The sequence below is a fragment of the Aristaeella lactis genome (assembly GCF_018118585.1).
Classification (GTDB): Bacteria; Bacillota; Clostridia; order Christensenellales; family Aristaeellaceae; genus Aristaeella; species Aristaeella lactis.
Window position 1 is genome coordinate 53,739 of record NZ_CP069421.1, and the last position, 19,216, is coordinate 72,954.

Below are 19,216 nucleotides of genomic sequence, written 5' to 3' on the forward strand. Positions count from 1 at the left end.
ATCCGCCGACATGGCAGAAACGGAAAAAAACAAACCAAAACAATAATCCTCTGTATTTCAAATACAGGGGATTGTTTTTATACTGTAACCAACGATGGCAGGAATGCCAAAAAGAAAAATGGAGGGTAAAAACTATGAAGAAACTGTTGGCTCTGGCTCTTGCCCTGGTTATGATCCTGGGCGTAGCTTCCGCTTTCGCGGATGTTAAGGTTGCGTTCTCCCAGATCGGTCAGGAATCCGACTGGCGTACCGCGAACACCGACAGCATCAATGGCGCTGTGAAGGGCCATGAAGGCTGGGAACTGATCTATGACGACGCTCAGCAGAAGCAGGAAAACCAGATCAAGGCCCTGCGCAACTTCATCACCCAGGGTGTTGACTTCATCCTCTTCACCGGCGTTGTGGAAACCGGTTGGGAAGAAGTGCTGAAGGAAGTCAACGAGGCTGAGATCCCGCTGATCCTGATCGACCGTATGCCTGACTGCATGGACAAGATCGAATACGCTGCCGCTTTCGGCGGAGACTTCGTTGAAGAAGGCCGTCGTCAGGTTGCATGGGCCGGCGAATACCTGAAGTCCATCGGCCGCGGCGAAGAAGAAGTGAACGTTGCCATCATGGAAGGCACCACCGGTGCCGGCGCTCAGGTTGGCCGTACCAAGGGTAACCTGGCTGCCATGGAAGCTTATCCGAACCTGAAGCTGGTTGCTCAGAACACCGGTAACTTCACCCGCGCTGAAGGCCAGGCTCTGATGGAAAGCTGGCTGAAGTCTGTTGACAAGATCGACGTTCTGATCGCTCAGAATGACGACATGGCTCTGGGCGCCATCGACGCTATCAAGGGCGCCGGCCTGGTTCCCGGCAAGGACATCATCATTGTTGGCTGCGACTCCGTTAAGGCTGCGTTCGACGCGATCGTTGCCGGCGAGATGAACGCCACCATCGAGTGCACTCCTCTGTATGGCCCCTTCGTCGTGGATGCTATCGAAAAGCTGATCGCCGGCGAAGACCTGGGCAAGGAACTGATCCATCCCGTTGAAGGTGTTTACGACATCGACGGCGGCATCGACTGCGGCAACGGCGCTGTTTCCGTGAAGGCTGCCGACGTGATCAACGAGCGTCAGTATTAATCAGATCAGACCCCATGGACTGTTCTGAATCAATAGTCCACAGGCAGGGCGGATGGGCGACTCTCCGCCCTGCCTTTTCTTAAGGAGGGATCCCTTTGCCGGAAAGCAACCTGCTTGAAATGAAACAGATTGAAATCCAGTTTCCCGGCGTTAAAGCGCTGGATAAAGTGGATTTTTCACTGCGTCCGGGTGAAATTCATTCCCTGCTTGGCGAGAACGGCGCCGGTAAATCCACGCTGATCAAATGCCTGACAGGGGTTAATCACATGGATGCGGGAACCATTGTCATGAATGGGCAGCCCATTCAACCCCAAAGCCCCCAGCATGCCATGGAATTGGGTATTTCCACGGTGTATCAGGAGGTTAACCTCTGCCCGAACCTGACCGTGGCGGAGAATATCTTTGTCGGGCGGCAGCCTATGCGCCACGGACAGATTGACTGGAAGACCATAACACGCCGGGCAAAGGAACTGATGGCCCGGTTCCATCAGGATATTGATGTGAGCCGTCCGCTTTCCTATTATTCCACTGCCGTGCAGCAGATGGTTGCCATCGCGCGCGCGGTAGATGTACAGGCCAAGATCCTGATCCTGGATGAGCCCACCTCTTCCCTGGATGACAACGAAGTGCAGCTGCTCTTCAATGTTATGCGGGAACTGAAAGCAGAAGGTATGGGCATCATCTTTATCACGCATTTCCTTGATCAGGTATTTGCCATCAGCGACAGGCTTACGATCCTTCGCAACGGGCATCTGATCGGCAGCTATGATATCAGTGATATCACAAAAGTAGAGTTGGTAACACAGATGGTGGGCAAGGATATGGACACCATCTTTAATCTGAAGAGAGCCGATGTGGCAGAAGATGCTCCTGATATGCTGAACGCATCCCATATCGGAGCACCCGGACAGATCGAAGATATTTCCCTGAATGTCAGGAAGGGCGAGCTGGTAGGCTTCGCCGGCCTGCTGGGCAGCGGACGTACCGAGACCGCGGAAATGCTGTTTGGCGCGAACCGTTATACCAGCGGTGAAATGGAAGTGGACGGGAAGAAGACTGAGATCAAAAAACCTTATGACGCTCTTCTTCAGGGAATAGCATTCTGTCCCGAAGACCGGAAACGCGACGGAATCATCGCTGACCTGAGCATTCGTGAAAACATCGCGCTTGCGGTACAGGCACGGAAGGGATTCCTGCATCCGCTGAGCCTCAGGGAACAGAATGAACTGGCGGACAAGTATATCAAGGCATTGGGAATTGCCACTCCGGACGCTGAAAAGAAGATCGGCGAACTGTCCGGCGGCAACCAGCAGAAGGTTATCCTGGCCAGGTGGATGGCAACCGATCCAAAGGTTTTGATTCTTGATGAACCTACCCGGGGTATCGACATCGGCGCCAAGGCTGAGATCCAGCGGCTGATGCTGGAAATGTGCGGTGACGGCGTGTCTGTTGTTTTTATCAGTTCAGAACTGGATGAGATCATCCGGTGCTCCAACCGCATCATCGTGATGCGTGACCGGGAAAAAGTGGCAGAACTGGACGGCGAGAACTGCACCCAGGAGAAGATCCTGGCCATCATAGCCGAAGGATCGGCAGCAGCGGGAGGTGAAGTACAATGAAAAAGAAACTGGACTTATCCTCACTTTTCCGGTCCAAGGTCACCTGGGCTGTTGTTGCTGAAGCGCTGATCCTGCTGGTATGCCTGTGTGTCCGGCCTGAATTCTTCAGGATCAGCTATCAGCCGTCCACCGGGATGCTGTATGGCAACATTATTGACATTATCAACCGTTCCAGTGAGATCACCATCATTGCCATGGGTATGACGCTGGTTATCGCCCTGGGCGGAACGGATCTTTCCGTAGGCGCTCTGGTTGCCGTTTCAGGCGCGATCGCCCTGAAGTTCCTGCGCTGGGACGTGCTGATCTATAACACTCCGGGCGATTACACGGTCTGCTCCTTCGCACTGGTACTGATCGTTCCGCTGGTTGTCTGCACGCTGATGGGTATGTTCAACGGCTTCCTCATTTCCAAGGGTGAGATGCAGCCGATCATCGCAACGCTGATCCTGATGGTATGCGGGCGCGGTATCGCGCAGATCACAACCAACGGCAAACAGTTTACGACCCAGTATTCTCCTTTCCGGGTGATCGGCCAGGGCAGCTTCCTGTATCTGCCTATGCCCATTATCATCACCGTGGTGGTGATCGCGTGTGTCGCACTGTTCGTCCGGAAGACAGCCTTTGGTACATTTGTTGAATCCGTCGGTATCAACCGCAAAGCCAGCCGGCTGTCCGGCATCAACGCGCAGCGGATCATTTTCATCGTGTTTGCGCTGACCGGTTTCCTTTCCGGCATATCCGGCCTGATCTATTCCAGCCGGATCATGTCCAACGACTCCAATAACGCGGGCCTGAACTTTGAAATGGACGCCATTCTGGCCGTTGTTATCGGCGGAACCAGCATGACGGGCGGCAAGTTCAGCCTGGTGGGCACAGTGCTTGGATCCATCATCATCCGCACAATTGTTAACCTGGTGTACTATTTCGGCATTGCGTCTGAAGCGACCATGGCCTTTAAGGCGATGATCATCGCTGTGGTGATCGTGCTGCAGTCTGAACCGGTCCGGAACTATTTTGCCAAACGGTCCAGTCTCAGGCGTGAAAGAATCAGCGGAGGTGTAAGGGCATGAAAAGAGAACTGACTGCCTCCAGACAGAGCCTGTTCAGCCGCATCATGAATCCCAAGTTTATCATGGTGTACGCGACGATCGGCCTGTTCCTGCTGATCTATCTGTTTGGCGCGGTGATGTACGGAAAAGTCGGTTTTACTACGCTTCGTACATTTACCACCTTGTTTGTGGACAATGCCTACTACGGCATATCCGCTGTCGGTATGACCATGGTACTGATCACAGGCGGTATTGACCTGTCTGTCGGCGCAGTGGCGTCCCTGACAGGCATGATCATTGCTTACGGTACCACAGTGATGGGAATTCATCCGCTGATCTGCATCGCCTTCGCACTGTTTATCGGCGTCGGCCTGGGTGTACTGATGGGATGGGTGATCCATTACCTGAACGTTCCGCCTTTCATTACCACCCTGACCGGTATGTTCCTTGCCAGGGGTGTCTGCTCCCTGATCAGCCGCGAATCCATTGAAATCAGTCATCCCATGTTTGATTCACTGGCCAGCTGGAAGATCAACATCATGCACCTGAAAGACGGCGAGTGGGTCAAGGTCAAGCCTATTTCCTATATCAACTTCAACGTGCTCCTGTTCTTCGTCATCCTGCTGATCGGTATTTACCTCCTGCAGCGTACGCGCTTCGGCCGGAACATCTACGCGATCGGCGGCAACGAACAGAGTGCCAAACTGATGGGACTTCCCGTGGGACGCACCAAGGTGCTGGTTTACGGCTTCAATGGACTGTGCTCTGTGCTCGCCGGCATCACCTATGCCCTGTATGTCAAGAGCGGATGGAATCTGTCCCTGCAGGGCGCTGAACTGGACGTGATCACCTGCGCGGTCATCGGCGGTACACTGCTGACCGGCGGTGTAGGTTATATGATCGGTACGCTGTTCGGCGTGATGCTGAAATCCCTTATTCCGGCACTGATCACCTTCAACGGAAACCTCCTTTCCTGGTGGGGCAAAATCGCAACAGGCCTGCTGCTCCTGCTGTTCATCTGCATTCAGAAGATTGTGGTCAGGACGACAGACCGCCGCAACGTGAAAACAAAAGCGGCAGCAAAGGAATAAAGCCTGCAAAGGAAAACCCGCATCCGGACATGTCCGGATGCGGGTTTTTGATGTTGTTTTTTATTCGTTGCTGCCGGCGAAGATGATATCATCCCGGAGCCGGTAGATGGTGGCGCCGCGTTTTTTGTGGCAGAAGGCTTTAGCCCACCAGTCGATCTCCTTCACTTCGTCAAACTGAACCAGACCGTAACGGATGCCGTTTTTCTTTCCGCCGCGCATGTTGGAATCCATCCAGTGGACGGTGTTTGTTTCCGGATCGTAATCGGAAATCATAATGGCGCTGTGGGCGCCTTTGCCATACTCATAATCCGCGGACATCTGGAAATAATCACCGCGCTTTACTTCCCGCATGAAGGCAAGGGCCAGTTCCATGTTGTCCTCCTTGCTGAGACTCTTGTCATAGCGGAACTGAGCGGCTTCGTAAAACGGATTGCCTTTCTCAGCAGGAATATCCTTCCACAGGAAGCCGTAGTAATAGGGCTTGCACTCAGAGGAGGGCAGGTTGTCCGGAATCACAAGGGGAACGTCCGGATACTCCGCCATGCGGTACTTGTCCCGGTTCTGGCGGAACAGGTAGACCGTGAAGTTTTTGCAGATATAGATATCGCTTTTGTAATGGGCCCGCTGGGATTTCCCGTTGGCTTTTTTATACAGGGATTCTCCCAGGTCAATGATGTCATCAATCAGGGCATCACGGGCAGTGCTGCCGGTCTCCTCCCCGTCGGTTTCCTCAGGGTCGGAGTCCAGCAGCACTTCATCAACAATTTCTTCAGGTGGAGCGTCCTCACCAACCACAGGGGCGGGAAGAACAGAAAAGAGAAGAATCAGCAGTAACAGGAAAAGCGGCACTTGCCGGATTGTCAGTTTCATCCAACAGTTTCTCCCTCTACGAGTTTGCCGGAAACCGTGACCAGCTTCGGCACATGGCTTTCCGGGAATTCGATCGAGTCGATCATCAGATTGAACACTTCCTGTGCGATACGCGCCGTATCCTGCCGGTAGGTGGTGAGGCAGGGAGAAATCATCTGGCTGACGAGGATTCCGTCATAGCCAACCAGGCTGATATCCTCCGGCACATTGATGCCCTGGGCCTTCAGCTGCCACAGCGCTCCGAGACAGCTGTAGTCATCGGGGCAGAGGACGCAGGTGGGCTTATCCTTGAGCTGGAGGAGTTTCATGATGCATTCCGCACAGTCTGCGGCGTTGTGGAAGTGCCCTTCCTGGACATATTCCACAGGAACACGTAATCCAAGTTCTGCACAGATCTTATAAAATCCTGCAAGACGCTCACGGCTGACTGCACCTTTTTCACCCTGGATAAAGGCGATCCGGCGGTGTCCGCGGTCATAGACATGGCGAACAATCTGTTCCATACTTGTGCGGTTGTCACTGGCGACGCAGTCGCATCCGTCATAGGCATGATCCACGATGACGGTGGGGATGCTGCTGGTGGCCAGCCGGATGATGCCGGCGGATTCAAAGTCGGCCTGCACCACGATCACGCCGTCCAGGCTCCGCTGGCGGGCATGCTCATAGTAGTTTTTATCGGTGTAATTGCCCCGGCCCAGGAAAGTCAGGTCATAGCTGTGCCTTTCCGCTTCACGGCGCAGTTCGTCAAAGAGGGCGCTGAAGTATTCGTGGTTCATACGATCTTCATAGATGATTCCCAGATTGTTGGACCTGCTTGTTTTCAGCGTCCGGGCGGCCGCATTGGGATAATAGCCCATATCCTTTGCGGTCTGGACGATAAAAGCAGTTCTCTCCTTACTGTCGCTTGTTAATCCATTCAGAGCACGGGAAACCGTTGCAACCGAAACACCGCAAACCTCAGCTATGTCCTTCAGCCTGACCATGATTAAAAATCTCCTTTCTGGCCGTGAAAACGTTTACTGTTTTTTCATATCATACAGTATTATGTAACCGATGTCAACTACTTATCCGGTCAAAATGTAACATTTTGCAAAAATGAGACAAAAAACGGCCAAAAAAGAACGGCTTTATGTAAGCCGTTCTGCAAAATGTATATAATGATGATTACCTTGAAGCGGATTTCATGATCCTCATAACAGGCTTTGCAATAATGAAAGCCAGGATGATGCAGATCACAATTTCGGGGATCAGGTAAGTTCCGTTATATACCAGGCTTGCTACCGGGGCGGTTTCCCAGAACATGATACCAGCCAGCGTGGCGGAAAGGGCGCGGCCGAGGGCGGCAATGACCATGGCGGCATAGAGCCCCCACTTTTCAGGCATCTTCCGGGACAGACCGGCCAGACCAAGGGCAGCGAAGGCCAGCAGGTAATCCAGCGCGAACTGCCAGACATTCAGGAACCATCCGCCCTGGAGATACTGCAGCACGCCGTAGACCAGACCGGTCAGCAGGCCAGGGCCTACCCCGTACGCGGCGGAGAAAAGCATGATCGGCAGCATGCTGGCAGGAGTTACGGAACCGCCCTGGGGCATCCTGTACAGCCGGATGCAGCTGAGCACAAAGGACAACGCAACGGAAAGTGCTCCGAAGGACAGCATCCTCGCGTCCCATTTGCGGGAAGTTTTGGAGATGGTCAGGAGAATGGCACCCAGTGCGACCAGGACAGCCAGGGCGATCCAGACGGTCAGGGGCGTTTCAGCGAATTTTTCAAAGGCTTTCTGCAGCCAGGTGGGTTCGGAAGCGGCGGTTTCGGCAGCTTCTTCAGCCAGGGCAGAGGTGAACATCCAGGAAAACATAATCAAACCCTCCGAATTCTGTTAGTTTCCGGTGTGCGAGCAAACAAAAATCCCACATGCGCGATGACATGCGGGAAGCGGTTTGGTTTGATGACGGCCGCTTCCCTACGGTAGGATTACCTACACAGGTTCCAAGGGTCAGGCGTATGCCTTCTCAGCCGGATACCGGCCCCCCCAGCGTCAATGTTCGCGTCGGAACAGCGTCATTATATCACCCGCCCCTTGTTTGTCAACAGGAATACGGTACAGGAACATGATTCGCACAGGAGATTGCCGAAAAGAAGACTTGACGGTTTCAGGGCAGGGGATTACCCTGTCTCTGTGACAGGAAAGGAAGGTGCAGCCGGTGCAGAGATGTGTGATCATCGGAGGAGCTGAAATCCGCCGGTACCAGCGGATCCGCGAAAGCCTGCGGAAGGATGACTGGCTGGTGTACTGTGACGGCGGCCTGAAACACATACCGGAGATCGGAAGGGAACCAAACCTGATCGTAGGTGACTTTGACTCCCATGAAAAACCGGAAACTGATATTGAAACGATCGTGCTGCCACGGGAAAAGGATGATACGGATACGGTTTACGCCGTGAAGGAAGCCGTCCGGCGCGGATACAGGGAGTTTCTCCTGGTTGGAGTGACGGGAGAACGGTTTGACCACACTTTCGGGAATATCTCCCTGCTGCTGTACCTGGACTCCCTGGATATTCCCGCACGGATCCTGGATGATTATTCGGAGATGAGCGTTGTCTCCCGTGTGCCCGCGGAAGTGGAGGACAGCTGTTCGTATTTCTCCCTGCTGAATATCAGCGGAACCGCAAAGGGCATCAGCATCCGAAACGCCAAATACCCGCTTACGGACGGGGAGATCACCAGCGAATACCAGTACGGGATCAGCAATGAGGTTTTGCCGGGCAGAACCGCGCAGGTTTACGTGCGGGAGGGAAGACTGCTGCTTGTGAAGGTTATATAATGAAGCAGATTGTTTGTTTCTTGTTCTTTCAGGAACTCTCCCCTTGACGGAGCCCGGCTTCCGTAATACCATGGCGTTGCGATGAAGGAGATCCAGTAAGTAAACAGGTATTCCGTACAGAGAGCTGCCGGGCGGTGTGAGGCAGCCGGAGCTGTTGAACCGAAATACTCTCCGGAGCTGTTATCTGAATCCCGACAGGGTAGTAGGAGAGCCGGGGGCGCCCGATACAGCGCAAAGGATATGAAAGTATCCGGAGGCCGTTTCCGACGGAACGGCAAAATAAGAGGTGGTACCGCGATGATTATTCGCCCTCTGTGTCCAGACGGACACAGGGGCTTTTTTCATGAAACGGTACCCCGGAAAGAAGGAAAACTTATGGCATTCGGCGATCTGGCACTCAAACTCGGTATGCTTCTGGTCTTCTTTGGCGTCATGGTCTATGTGGGCTTCTACTGCAGGAAGCACTCCACCGATGTGAACGGTTTCGTGCTCGGCGGACGGAGCGTTGGTCCCTGGCTGACAGCCTTTGCTTACGGTACATCCTATTTCTCTGCTGTTATTTTTGTCGGCTATGCCGGACAGTTTGGCTGGAAATTCGGTATTGCTGCCACATGGGTCGGTATCGGCAACGCACTCATCGGTTCCCTGATGGCGTGGGTTATCCTTGGCCGGCGTACCCGGATCATGACCCAGCACCTTTCCAGTGCAACTATGCCGGACTTCTTCAGCAAGCGCTTCTCGGCGCCTTCCCTGAAGATCGCGGCTTCCATTATTATTTTCATCTTTATGATCCCTTATACAGCTTCCCTGTATAACGGCCTGAGCCGCCTGTTCAATATGGCTTTCAACGTGGATTATTCTGTCTGCGTGATCGTTATGGCGGTGCTGACTGCCATTTATGTGATCGTCGGCGGCTATATGGCCACCGCGGTGAATGACTTTATCCAGGGCCTGATCATGCTGGTGGGTATCGTCGCGGTGATTGCCGCGGTACTCGGAAGCAAGGGCGGCTTCATGGCTTCTCTGCAGGGGCTGGCTGCCGCACAGGACGCGGGCATCGCAAACGGATCCGTTCCGGGCATCTTCAATTCCTTCTTCGGGCCTGATCCGCTGAGCCTGTTTGGTGTGGTCATCCTGACATCCCTGGGTACCTGGGGCCTTCCCCAGATGGTCGGCAAGTTCTATGCGATCAAGAGTGAAGCACATATCCATAAAGGAACCATTATCTCCACCGTGTTCGCGATGGTGGTTGCGGGCGGATGCTATTTCCTGGGCGGATTTGGCCGGCTGTTTGCCGCAGAACTCGGTGCGGCGGAAGGCGGAACTCCCGCGGGCGGTTTTGACAACGTCATTCCGACCATGCTGAAAACCCTGTCTCCCTTCCTGATCGCGGTCGTAATCATCCTGGTGCTTTCCGCCTCCATGTCCACCCTGTCCTCCCTGGTGCTGACTTCCTCCTCCACAGTGACCCTGGATCTGCTCAAGGGCCGCGTTGTTAAGGAAATGGACGAGAAAAAGCAGCTGCTGGTTATGCGGGTGCTGATCGTGGTGTTTATTGTGATCTCCGCGGCGCTGGCAATTGTTCAGGCAAATTCAAGTGTAGCCTTTATCGCCCAGGCTATGGGCGTCAGCTGGGGCGCGATGGCCGGTGCTTTCCTGGCCCCCTTCCTCTACGGACTGTACTGGAAGCGCACCACAAAGCAGGGCTGCTGGGCTGCCATGCTGTTCTCCTCTGTCTTTATGATCATTGACATGCTGGTGAACCTGAAGGTGCTGAGCCTGAACCTGGGCTTCCTGGCTTCTCCCATCAATGCCGGCGCATTCTGTATGCTGGCAGGCCTGGTGATCGTTCCCGCAGTCAGCATGCTGTTCAAGGCTCCGGACAGGGATGAGGTTGACAGCATCTTCTCCTGCTACCAGCGGAAGGTCATTGTCGCGGCAAAGGATTCCATTGAGACGGAAGAATAAGAAATGTCTTTTCCAAATGTTACAAAAGTTTGACATTTTTCCCGTTGTGTGATAACATATCTGAGGTTTTTACAGTATGTACACATACAGGAGGGATATCTGAATGAAAAAGATCCTGAGTCTGATTCTTGCCCTTTCTATGCTTGCGGGAGTGTCAGCGGCGCTGGCAGATCCGACTGAAATTGACGGAGTTACCGAACGCAATATCAATATCAACCGTGCCGGCCTGAACCAAAGCGCTGACGAAGTCATCGGTGAAGGTTACAGCCCCACTACCGGCCGGGCCCTGGATGAGATCGATGCACCCGACGGGTTCCTGGGTGTGGCCGTGACCGGCCAATACCAGCCGATCATGGTGCAGATCTCCAACTCCGGCAACGGCATCGGAGTTTCCAAGAACGGCAAGCTGTATATTGTTGCTCCGGTCAACGGATCCTATTCCGACGTGGTCTATGAAGCCGTTCAGAAGCGCGGCGGCGGTGAAAGCCGTATGACCATGGTCTTCTCTGATACGATTCCGGACTATGTCGGCTTTGTCCGCAGCACACGCCTGACCCACTGCCGCCTCCGGCAGGAATGGGGATGCGCGTTCTGCACCTCCGGGTATTCCTCCGCGGACGTTCCCGGTGAATGGCGCAGGCTGGGTGTTAAGAACCCGCAGGGCGCCACTCCGAGCGATCCGGGCGTAGTGTACGTCGGCGACTATCCCAAGTGCTGGGAAGACTATGTATGGCGCCTCAGCGGCATTGAAAGCGCGAACAGCGAGATCTTCATGCTGGCGGACATTGTGAAGAACATCGTTCCGAAGGACAATGTTCCTGCCAATCACACCTGGCTGTTTACGGATGATGTGCCGGACGGCGGCGATACCGCGAACATCATCTATGTGTCCCACGGCAATAAGTATGAGACGGACAACCGTATGGAATACGATTCCGAGCTCAATGCCTACATCCGTTACAACTACGTTAAAAATCATGAAGACCTTCCCTACAAGGACACCGTGCTGGTGAACCCGGTGATCAAGAAGGTCAAGAACAGCCAGGGCGAATCCGTGAAGAAGATCGTTGCGGAAAGCCGTGATGAAAACGAGATCATCACCTTCAACAACGTGATCGTCCAGAGCATCCGCATGAACTGGATCGAAAGCACCCGGCCTGATCCGGAACTGGTGGGCAAAGGAAACGCCGATTACTTCATGGCCGGCAAACACTACCAGGGCGTCTGGGAACGGACCGATGACAACAGCCGGACTGTTTTCTACGGTGAAGACGGTAATGAAATCAAGCTGCAGAAAGGCCGGACACTGATCATCCTGATGCCTTACCTCCAGTCTTCCCACGGCGGAAAGATGAACAAGAACACAGACTGCAGTGTGAAATACGAATAATTTTACAATGTAACCAAAGGAAACCGCCATGAGGCGGTTTCCTTTTTTCGTTACAGTTTTTACAATGCTTTGTAACAAACCCTTGCTTTTTTCTAATAATTATTATACAATTTACCCAGTATTGGTTACGAAAGGGTGTTTTCAGTGGGTAAAAGGATCCTCCTTGTGGATGACGAGCCTCTGATCCTGAAAGGCCTGAAATATACGCTGGAGCAGGAAGGCTACGAAACAGACAGCGCCATGGATGGCGAGGAAGCCCTGTCCAAGTTTGAAGCAGGGTCTTTTGACCTTATCCTTCTGGATGTGATGCTGCCGAAACTGGACGGTATTGCTGTCTGCCAGCGGATCCGTGAACGCAGTGATGTTCCGATCATCATGCTGACCGCCAAGGGTGAGGATATGGATAAGATCCTCGGGCTTGAATACGGCGCGGATGATTATATGACCAAACCCTTCAATATTCTTGAAGTCAAAGCGCGGATCAAGACGATCCTCCGCCGTGTTTCCGGCAGCGTCCAGCAGCAGGAACACCGGGTGATCCGGGTCCACGATATGGAAGTGAACCTGATCAAGCGGAGCGTTACCCTTGGCGGAAAAGACATCAAGCTGACAGCCAAGGAATTTGACCTGCTCCAGATGTTCGTAACCAATCGCGGCACTGTGTTCAGCAGAGAGCAGATGCTCGAAACGGTCTGGAAATATGACTATGCCGGCGATGCCCGTACGGTGGACGTCCATATCCGCCGTCTGAGGGAAAAGATTGAACGGGACACATCAAAGCCTGAATTCATCTTTACCAAATGGGGAGTTGGTTACTATTTCACGGATCAGGACTAAACTCGCTTTTATGGCCAGCATCAGGTGGAAAATCCTGCTGGCCTTTTTTCTCATTGTAGGCATTTCTTTTTTTGTTGCGGCGACCAGCCTGACCGGGCTGGTCAGTCAATATCTGTTTGATCAGAGGAAGCGGGATGACAGCCTCAAAACAGAGAAGCTGGCGATAGACGCGGCCTATTATTTTCAGTCTGTTTCCGCCAATGAGCTGAACGAACTGCTGGAGGACCACGCTGCCACCATGGACGGCCGGCTGATGCTGATCGATAATGACGGCAAGATCCAGTATGACACCTTCCAGACCCTGTGCGGACAGCGGGTGCAGGTGGATGAGGTGCTCCGGGTCCTGGCAGGGGAAAAGGAAGCCTATAACATCCATTCTCCCGGAAAAGCCATTGTGGAAGCAATGAGCGGAGAACGCGGCGCTGAGTATGTAGCCTACAGTGCCCGTGAAATAGAGGGGTACCAGGGAAGAATAGGCGTAGCCCTGTATGTGGGCCGCGTCCAGAAGCTGATGGATTCCCTGAAGTCTGTCCGTGTGCAGCTTCTCAGCATATTTGCCATGATCGCGGTGGCAGCCCTGGTTGTGGCGCTGATCCTGAGCCGGATTCTGACGAATCCGATCACGGCGGTCAGCCGGACCATGAGGAAGATGGGAAAAGGCGACCTGAGCGTCCGTGTGCCTGTACGGGGCAGCGGGGAGCTGCGGGAACTGGCGGAAAACTATAACACGATGGCTGCTCAGCTTGAAAGTCTGGATAAATCAAGGAACCAGTTTGTTTCCAATGCAAGCCACGAACTGAAGACGCCGCTGGCGACCATGAAGATCCTGCTTGAATCCATGATCTATCAGCCGGATATGCCGGAAGAGGTCCGGGTGGATTTCATGAAGGATATGAATCATGAGATCGACCGGCTGACGGGAATTGTTACGGATCTGCTGGTGCTGACACGGCTGGACAACAAGGAAGATATGAAACGGGACTGCGTGGACATGAGTGAGCTGACGCTGGAAACGATCAGGATGCTTACGCCTGCCGCGGAACAGAATCACCAGGTGATTTCCGAGGACGTGGAGGGCGGCCTGTACCTGTACGGGGACAGGAGCAAACTGAACCAGATCATCTACAATCTGATGGATAACGCCATCAAGTACACGCCGGAAGAGGGAACCATCTCCGTATCCCTGCGGGAGGAAGACGGCGACATTGTCTGGCGTGTGAAGGATAACGGCGTGGGTATTCCGAAGGAAGACCAGGAACATATTTTTGAACGTTTCTACAGGGTGGACAAAGCACGGGGCAGGGATACCGGCGGTACGGGACTTGGCCTGAGCATTGTGAAACAGATGGTGAAAATGCACGGCGGAAGCATTTCCGTTCACAGCGAACCCGGAAAGGGTTCGGAGTTTGTGGTGACGTTCCCGCAGGAAGGAGAAACGCCGTGAAAAGAAGAGTGATCAGCCTGCTGACGGCTTTCTGCCTCCTTTTCCTGCTGACGGGCTGTACAGACAGCAGCATGGAGGAAAAGCATGCACCCGCGCCGACACTGCCGCCGGCGGAAGACCGGTACCATGCACCGGACGGGGATGAGAGCCTCGGCATAAACAGGGAATACAGGATGTTTTTCCCGAGAACAGACGGCCTTTACCTGGTTTCCCGCACGACAGAGGTGGACGGAGAGAACCTGCTGGATACGGTGGAACATCTGCTGCTGAACCTGTTCGCTTTCAAGGGCGACACGGAAGCGCTGAAAATTGGCGGCAATAAACCGGTCGGACTGTACGGGACCCATCCGGTGGAGATCAGCGGCGGCGTGTGTACCGTGAACCTGTCCGCTTCTATCCTTGATCAGCTTCGGAAGGAAAAGGTTTATAAGGATTACCTTGCGATTACCGCCACGCTGTGCGAGCTGGATGAAATAAGCTATGTGAACTTCCTGATCGCCGGGCTGAGCCATGAAATGACCGGCAATATGCCCCTGGGAACATTTGTGGGACAACCGGACAAAAATATCCAGGGATTCAATATCCAGACGGCCTGGGAACAGATGGAGGCCAAGCGTACCCCTACGGGAATGGACGCGGCAAAGATCCCGCTGAAAACCCCTGCAACGCTGTATTATCCGCTTCCGGACGGCCGGGGCGTTGGATGCACCATACGGGAAGTATCCTTTGCGGGCCAGACCCAGGCACAGCTTGTGACGGGGCTGATTGATACGGTGAGCACCGTCCTGAAGAGCATGCCGGAAGGGCAGAACATCCCGGAACTGAAGAGCCTGCTGCTTCGCGATCCCCTTGTGATCGACAGGGAGGACGGAACACAGCAGCTTGTGCTGAGCCTGCGGGAGGACGCAGAGGAACGGCTGAGGGAAGGAAAGACAGACCCGGCCTGTTACGAAGCTGCCATGATCTATATGCTGACCACTTTTGTGCCGAATATCCGGTATGTATCCTTCCGCGTCGGAAACCAGAATCAGCTGGTTACAGAACTGAAGGAAACGGAACATTTCAGCGCGGTTACGGCGCTGGGAGGCCTGTTCTCCCGTGATGTGGTTGAACCCTTTCTGAAGGGAAGCATCACCGTTTATTTTGCCCGGAACGGTATCCTGTGCGAGTGTGAACAGCCCATTACACGCAGGGCTGCCGACAGCCCCCGGGCTCAGCTGTGCGTGGTGATGGAAGGACCGGATGCAACAGAGCGGGAAAACGGCGTCACCGCTACTCTGCCCGAAGGGATCCGGGAGGACGATATCCTTGGGATCTCCGCTGAAGGCGATACGCTGCTTGTGAACCTGAGCGAGAATTTCCGGGAAGCGATCCTGGAGAACGGCGCGGACAACGAAATGCTGCTGTGCTACAGCATGGTGAATACGCTTTGCAAGAACACCGGTATGAAGCGGGTGCGGTTCTATTTCGAAGGAAGACAGGAAGAGCATATAGCCGGAACCATCTACTGGGCGGGCGAGTTTATGTATAATATTGGTCTGGCGGAAAAAGGTCTTGGATGAACCAAGACCTTTTTCAATGCAGAATTAAGGATGCAGAATGCAGAATGATAGAGTCTTTTCCGCTTTATGAGAATTTATCACAAGCTGAATACTGTTAAAAAATCAAAACACAAAGCAACTTTGGAGTCAGACCATTTCATTCAGCATTCTGTATTAAAAAAGACACTGTCTTTTTTTGAGAGTTCATATTGCGTTCATATTCCGGACAAAAAAGGGGAATATACTGATCGCGAAAACCGGAAAGGAGGTTTTTGAGATGAGAAAGATCCTGAATCATAAAGTGATGGGCATTATCGCCCTGGCGCTTGTTTGTGTATTTGCGGGCACCGTGATCGGCGCCGCGCAGCCTGCCGCGAACGCGGAAGAAAAAGTGGTTCTGACGTCTCCCTTTACCGAGGCAATCGCCAAGGTGCGGGACAGCGTTGTCGGCGTGAACAATTACCAGATTGTGAACAACAACTACGGCGGCTATGACAACTTCGGCGGATATTTCCCCTGGAGCTACTTCGGCGGCTACGGGAACGGTTATGGCAGCTACGGATATACCCAGCCTGATTCTTCCCAGGAAGTGAAATACGGCAGCGGATCCGGCGTAGTGATCGCCAAGGAATATGTACTGACCAACTATCACGTTGTGGAAGGCGCACACAGCCTGAAGATCTCTCTGGACGAGGATGAAAAGAACCTTTATGACGCAACAGTGGTTGCCAGCGACGCGGACAAGGACGTGGCCGTTCTGCAGGTGCCCGGCCTGCCGCTTGAACCGGTGGAACTGGGCAACAGCGATGACCTGGTGATCGGTGACTGGGTTGTGTGTATCGGCAACCCCATCGGGTTTACCGGCACGGCAACCGCGGGTATTGTTTCCGGACTGAACCGGGAGATCGCCAGCGAGAGCAGCACGATTGACAAGTACGGAAGGAACAGCCAGATCGTAAACAGCATGATCCAGACTGACGCTGCCATCAACAGCGGCAACAGCGGCGGCGGCATGTTCAACACGGCCGGCCAGCTGGTCGGCATCCCGACGCTGAAGTACAGCGGCACCCGGTACAGCTCCAACGCTGCTGTTGAAAGCATCGGTATGTGCATCCCGATCAATGAGGCGAAAGACATTATTGAAGCCGCACTGAACGGAGAAGGCGCTGCAGCCGAACCGGCGGATACTGAAAATAATGAAAACACCGGCAATGACCTGAAGGGCAAGCCGAGAATGGGCGTGACCGTCAGCACAGTGAAGGACACCAGGGGCCAGCTGCCCAGGGGCGTGTATATTGAAGAAGTGGAAAAGGACAGCCCCGCGGAGGCGGCAGGCCTGCAGGTGGGCGACATCATGGTGGAAGTCAACGGCCAAGTGATCACCAGCGTCACCGAAGAGGTGGAAATCATCGCAAAGCTGAAGGAAGGCGATGAAGTAGCTGTGAAGGTCTTCCGTCCCGACCAGGTATACGGCGACGGCAGGATCTCCTACGACGGTGAATATGTGGATCTGACGGTGAAGCTGGCCATGGTGGACAGCATTGCCCAGTAAACACAGATAAACCCAGAGCTCCGGAATCATCCGGAGCTCTTTTTTTGCGGGAAAGAAAAGACGGCGCAGGACGTCTCTCGTTGAGCTTTCCATCCGATCGTGATATAATCAGCAGGATTTTCAGCAATGACAACGGTGGTTTTGAGATGAAGAAAGCGATGCTGATCCTGGCTGCGGCCATTCTGTGTATTCTGTGCATAACTGCATCTGCGGAGGAAACGGTTCCGGAGATGACATTCTGTGATCTTTCCTTCCGCCTGGAACTGCGTCCGGCTTCGGGAGTGAAAAGCGCAGGAGTCTATCAGTCGGCTGATCTTTCCGGCAAACCCGCGGAGCGTATCGAGGCGGATTCCGGGCTTGTCCTGCTCGGCTCGGGGAAAAAGAGCTGGAAGATCCAATACGGAGATAAGACCGGTTATGTTTCAAAGTCAAAAATGAACCTCGCCGGCATTCCTGACGGCCATGTCCCTGTGAGCGGAGCGGTTTCTTCCTCCACGCTGCGGATGGCCAATACAATGGTCCGCCCAAAGGATGAGGATTATATCCTGCTGAACGGGGTCCAGGAGCTTTCTGCTCCGGTGGATTACTTTGCCTTCTTCCTGTGGGATGAATGGCAGGGAAAACTGGAACGCACCTGGCTGTATACACCGGAGAAACCGGTTTCAGCAGCGGACACAGCAGACTGGCAGCGGGTTATGCCGACCAAGGGGCTGAACGCGGGAAGAAAAATGCTCTGCATCCAGGGCTTTTCCTCCGGCAGCGGGATCGTACTGGCGCGCCTGCCGTTTTTTGTGGCCGGGAAGGCGGAAGATCCCGCAAACCTGAACAGCCTGTGTACTTTCCTGCCGAATGACCAGAGGCTGCTGGATTCCAACCCGGAAACCTGCTGGAGCCCCACCGAAAAAAGGAAAGAACTGACCATCACACTGCCGGAGGATACTCCTGCCGCTCTTTTACAGGTGGAATGGTACAAGCCTCCGGAAAAAACAGAGATCAGGGTGTTTGACAAGGCAGGGAAGATCCTGCTGAACCGGACGCTGGAAACCGGCTTTTATGTGGATGCGGTTGAACTGCCGGAGAACGCCTGTACCGTGGTGATCCATCCGTACGGCACCCGGCTGCGTATGTCTTCCGTAAGGGTTTACGGAAAAGATTACCCCCGGGAAGTGGTTCAGCAGTGGCAGCCCATGCCGGACAAGCTGGATATGCTGCTTTTTTCCACCCACCAGGATGATGAAATCCTGTTCTTCTCAGGCCTGGTCCCCTGGTACAGTCATCTGGGAAAGAAACTGGGAATCGTCTATATGGCCAACTGCGGACGGGCCCGCTACCGGGAAGCGCTGGACGGAATATGGATCTCCGGAATGAGAATCCATCCGGTTTTCCTGGGATATAAAGACGCTGATGTTTCCAGCTTTGACGTGGCAACAAACCTGTGGCCGGACTCCCAGACGGCAATTGTAAGGGAAATACGCCGCTGCAAGCCCGATGTGATCGTGGTGCAGGACCTGAATGGTGAATACGGCCATACCCAGCACCGCCTGACTTCTTCCCAGGTATGCCGCGGAACGGAACTGGCATCTGATCCTTCCTATGACCCGGAATCCGCAGCGCAGTATGGCACGTGGGACGTGAAAAAACTGTACGTTCACCTGTACGAAAAAAACCAGGTGCATATGGACTGGCATATCCCCCTGGAGGAACTCGGCGGGTTCACGCCCTGGGAGATCGCGGTGGAAGCTTTTGAGATGCATCATTCCCAGTACGGATACTTCCGTATGGAACGCCAGAGCATTACCTACGATTCATCCCTGTTCGGCCTGTACAGGTCTACTGTGGGACCGGACACCAAAGGCAATGATATGTTTGAACATATTGACTAATCTCTTCTTTTGACAAATCCG

General features: G+C 53.9%; 15 protein-coding genes, 1 riboswitch and 1 other annotated feature. Of the genes, 12 read left to right on the top strand and 3 right to left on the bottom strand.

Features of this window, described 5'->3' with window-relative positions; genetic code table 11:
- Window positions 1-134 precede the first annotated feature (134 nt).
- From JYE50_RS00255 to JYE50_RS00270, 4 genes are all read left to right on the top strand, one after another.
- The gene (locus tag JYE50_RS00255) at window positions 135-1,127 is read left to right on the top strand and encodes an ABC transporter substrate-binding protein (protein ID WP_084095890.1); all 993 of its coding nucleotides are present in this window, start codon (window positions 135-137) and stop codon (window positions 1,125-1,127) included.
- A gap of 119 nt (window positions 1,128-1,246) precedes the next feature.
- The gene (locus JYE50_RS00260; protein WP_084095999.1) at window positions 1,247-2,746 is read left to right on the top strand and encodes a sugar ABC transporter ATP-binding protein; all 1,500 of its coding nucleotides are present in this window, start codon (window positions 1,247-1,249) and stop codon (window positions 2,744-2,746) included.
- On the top strand, window positions 2,743-3,816 hold the full coding sequence (locus JYE50_RS00265; protein ID WP_084095891.1) for an ABC transporter permease: 1,074 nt from the start codon (window positions 2,743-2,745) through the stop codon (window positions 3,814-3,816). The genes JYE50_RS00260 and JYE50_RS00265 overlap by 4 nt, the downstream gene beginning before the upstream one ends.
- The gene (locus tag JYE50_RS00270; protein ID WP_283399205.1) at window positions 3,813-4,886 is read left to right on the top strand and encodes an ABC transporter permease subunit; all 1,074 of its coding nucleotides are present in this window, start codon (window positions 3,813-3,815) and stop codon (window positions 4,884-4,886) included. Before JYE50_RS00265 ends, JYE50_RS00270 begins: the two co-directional genes overlap by 4 nt.
- Before the next feature lie 60 nt (window positions 4,887-4,946).
- Here the strand turns inward: JYE50_RS00270 and JYE50_RS00275 are convergent, their stop codons facing one another.
- The 3 genes from JYE50_RS00275 to JYE50_RS00285 form a co-directional block, all read right to left on the bottom strand.
- On the bottom strand, window positions 4,947-5,756 hold the full coding sequence (locus tag JYE50_RS00275) for a hypothetical protein (RefSeq protein WP_084095892.1): 810 nt from the start codon (window positions 5,754-5,756) through the stop codon (window positions 4,947-4,949).
- Window positions 5,753-6,739, bottom strand: a complete 987-nt coding sequence (locus JYE50_RS00280; protein WP_084095893.1) for a LacI family DNA-binding transcriptional regulator — start codon at window positions 6,737-6,739, stop codon at window positions 5,753-5,755. The genes JYE50_RS00275 and JYE50_RS00280 overlap by 4 nt, the downstream gene beginning before the upstream one ends.
- Window positions 6,740-6,920: 181 nt before the next feature.
- Entirely contained in the window at window positions 6,921-7,613 is a 693-nt protein-coding gene (locus JYE50_RS00285) for an energy-coupled thiamine transporter ThiT (protein WP_084095894.1), read from the bottom strand.
- Between the two features lie 85 nt (window positions 7,614-7,698).
- Window positions 7,699-7,799, bottom strand: a riboswitch (TPP riboswitch).
- A gap of 160 nt (window positions 7,800-7,959) precedes the next feature.
- Between JYE50_RS00285 and JYE50_RS00290 the strand changes: the two genes are divergently transcribed.
- The 8 genes from JYE50_RS00290 to JYE50_RS00325 all read left to right on the top strand — a co-directional run bounded on the left by JYE50_RS00290 (window position 7,960) and on the right by JYE50_RS00325 (window position 19,195).
- Window positions 7,960-8,580, top strand: a complete 621-nt coding sequence (locus JYE50_RS00290) for a thiamine diphosphokinase (RefSeq protein WP_084095895.1) — start codon at window positions 7,960-7,962, stop codon at window positions 8,578-8,580.
- Window positions 8,581-8,652: 72 nt separating this feature from the next.
- Window positions 8,653-8,896 (top strand) — a binding site (T-box leader).
- Window positions 8,897-8,955: 59 nt separating this feature from the next.
- A complete protein-coding gene (locus JYE50_RS00295) occupies window positions 8,956-10,548 on the top strand; it encodes a sodium:solute symporter family protein (RefSeq protein ID WP_283399206.1) in 1,593 nt (530 codons plus the stop codon).
- A 103-nt stretch (window positions 10,549-10,651) separates the two neighbouring features.
- On the top strand, window positions 10,652-11,938 hold the full coding sequence (locus tag JYE50_RS00300) for a DUF3048 C-terminal domain-containing protein (RefSeq protein WP_084095896.1): 1,287 nt from the start codon (window positions 10,652-10,654) through the stop codon (window positions 11,936-11,938).
- 144 nt (window positions 11,939-12,082) lie between these two features.
- Complete coding sequence (locus JYE50_RS00305; protein WP_084095897.1) at window positions 12,083-12,775, top strand: response regulator transcription factor; 693 nt, start codon at window positions 12,083-12,085, stop codon at window positions 12,773-12,775.
- A 10-nt stretch (window positions 12,776-12,785) separates the two neighbouring features.
- A complete protein-coding gene (locus tag JYE50_RS00310) occupies window positions 12,786-14,219 on the top strand; it encodes a sensor histidine kinase (RefSeq protein WP_084095898.1) in 1,434 nt (477 codons plus the stop codon).
- Window positions 14,216-15,781: a GerMN domain-containing protein gene (locus JYE50_RS00315; RefSeq protein ID WP_084095899.1), complete on the top strand. Its 1,566-nt coding sequence runs from the start codon at window positions 14,216-14,218 to the stop codon at window positions 15,779-15,781. The genes JYE50_RS00310 and JYE50_RS00315 overlap by 4 nt, the downstream gene beginning before the upstream one ends.
- A gap of 256 nt (window positions 15,782-16,037) precedes the next feature.
- Window positions 16,038-17,312 carry a S1C family serine protease gene (locus JYE50_RS00320; RefSeq protein WP_084095900.1) on the top strand — a complete coding sequence of 425 codons (1,275 nt, stop codon included), beginning with the start codon at window positions 16,038-16,040 and terminating at the stop codon, window positions 17,310-17,312.
- A gap of 146 nt (window positions 17,313-17,458) precedes the next feature.
- The gene (locus JYE50_RS00325; protein ID WP_084095901.1) at window positions 17,459-19,195 is read left to right on the top strand and encodes a PIG-L deacetylase family protein; all 1,737 of its coding nucleotides are present in this window, start codon (window positions 17,459-17,461) and stop codon (window positions 19,193-19,195) included.
- The last annotated feature ends 21 nt before the right edge of the window (window positions 19,196-19,216 follow it).

Bases quoted from the DNA above. Each gene is read 5' to 3' on its own strand.
- JYE50_RS00255 (WP_084095890.1), top strand. From the start codon at position 135: ATGAAGAAACTGTTGGCTCTGGCTCTTGCCCTGGTTATGATCCTGGGC.
- JYE50_RS00260 (WP_084095999.1), top strand. From the start codon at position 1,247: ATGAAACAGATTGAAATCCAGTTTCCCGGCGTTAAAGCGCTGGATAAA.
- JYE50_RS00265 (WP_084095891.1), top strand. From the start codon at position 2,743: ATGAAAAAGAAACTGGACTTATCCTCACTTTTCCGGTCCAAGGTCACC.
- JYE50_RS00270 (WP_283399205.1), top strand. From the start codon at position 3,813: ATGAAAAGAGAACTGACTGCCTCCAGACAGAGCCTGTTCAGCCGCATC.
- JYE50_RS00275 (WP_084095892.1), bottom strand. From the start codon at position 5,756: ATGAAACTGACAATCCGGCAAGTGCCGCTTTTCCTGTTACTGCTGATT.
- JYE50_RS00280 (WP_084095893.1), bottom strand. From the start codon at position 6,739: ATGGTCAGGCTGAAGGACATAGCTGAGGTTTGCGGTGTTTCGGTTGCA.
- JYE50_RS00285 (WP_084095894.1), bottom strand. From the start codon at position 7,613: ATGTTTTCCTGGATGTTCACCTCTGCCCTGGCTGAAGAAGCTGCCGAA.
- JYE50_RS00295 (WP_283399206.1), top strand. From the start codon at position 8,956: ATGGCATTCGGCGATCTGGCACTCAAACTCGGTATGCTTCTGGTCTTC.
- JYE50_RS00300 (WP_084095896.1), top strand. From the start codon at position 10,652: ATGAAAAAGATCCTGAGTCTGATTCTTGCCCTTTCTATGCTTGCGGGA.
- JYE50_RS00310 (WP_084095898.1), top strand. From the start codon at position 12,786: ATGGCCAGCATCAGGTGGAAAATCCTGCTGGCCTTTTTTCTCATTGTA.
- JYE50_RS00320 (WP_084095900.1), top strand. From the start codon at position 16,038: ATGAGAAAGATCCTGAATCATAAAGTGATGGGCATTATCGCCCTGGCG.
- JYE50_RS00325 (WP_084095901.1), top strand. From the start codon at position 17,459: ATGAAGAAAGCGATGCTGATCCTGGCTGCGGCCATTCTGTGTATTCTG.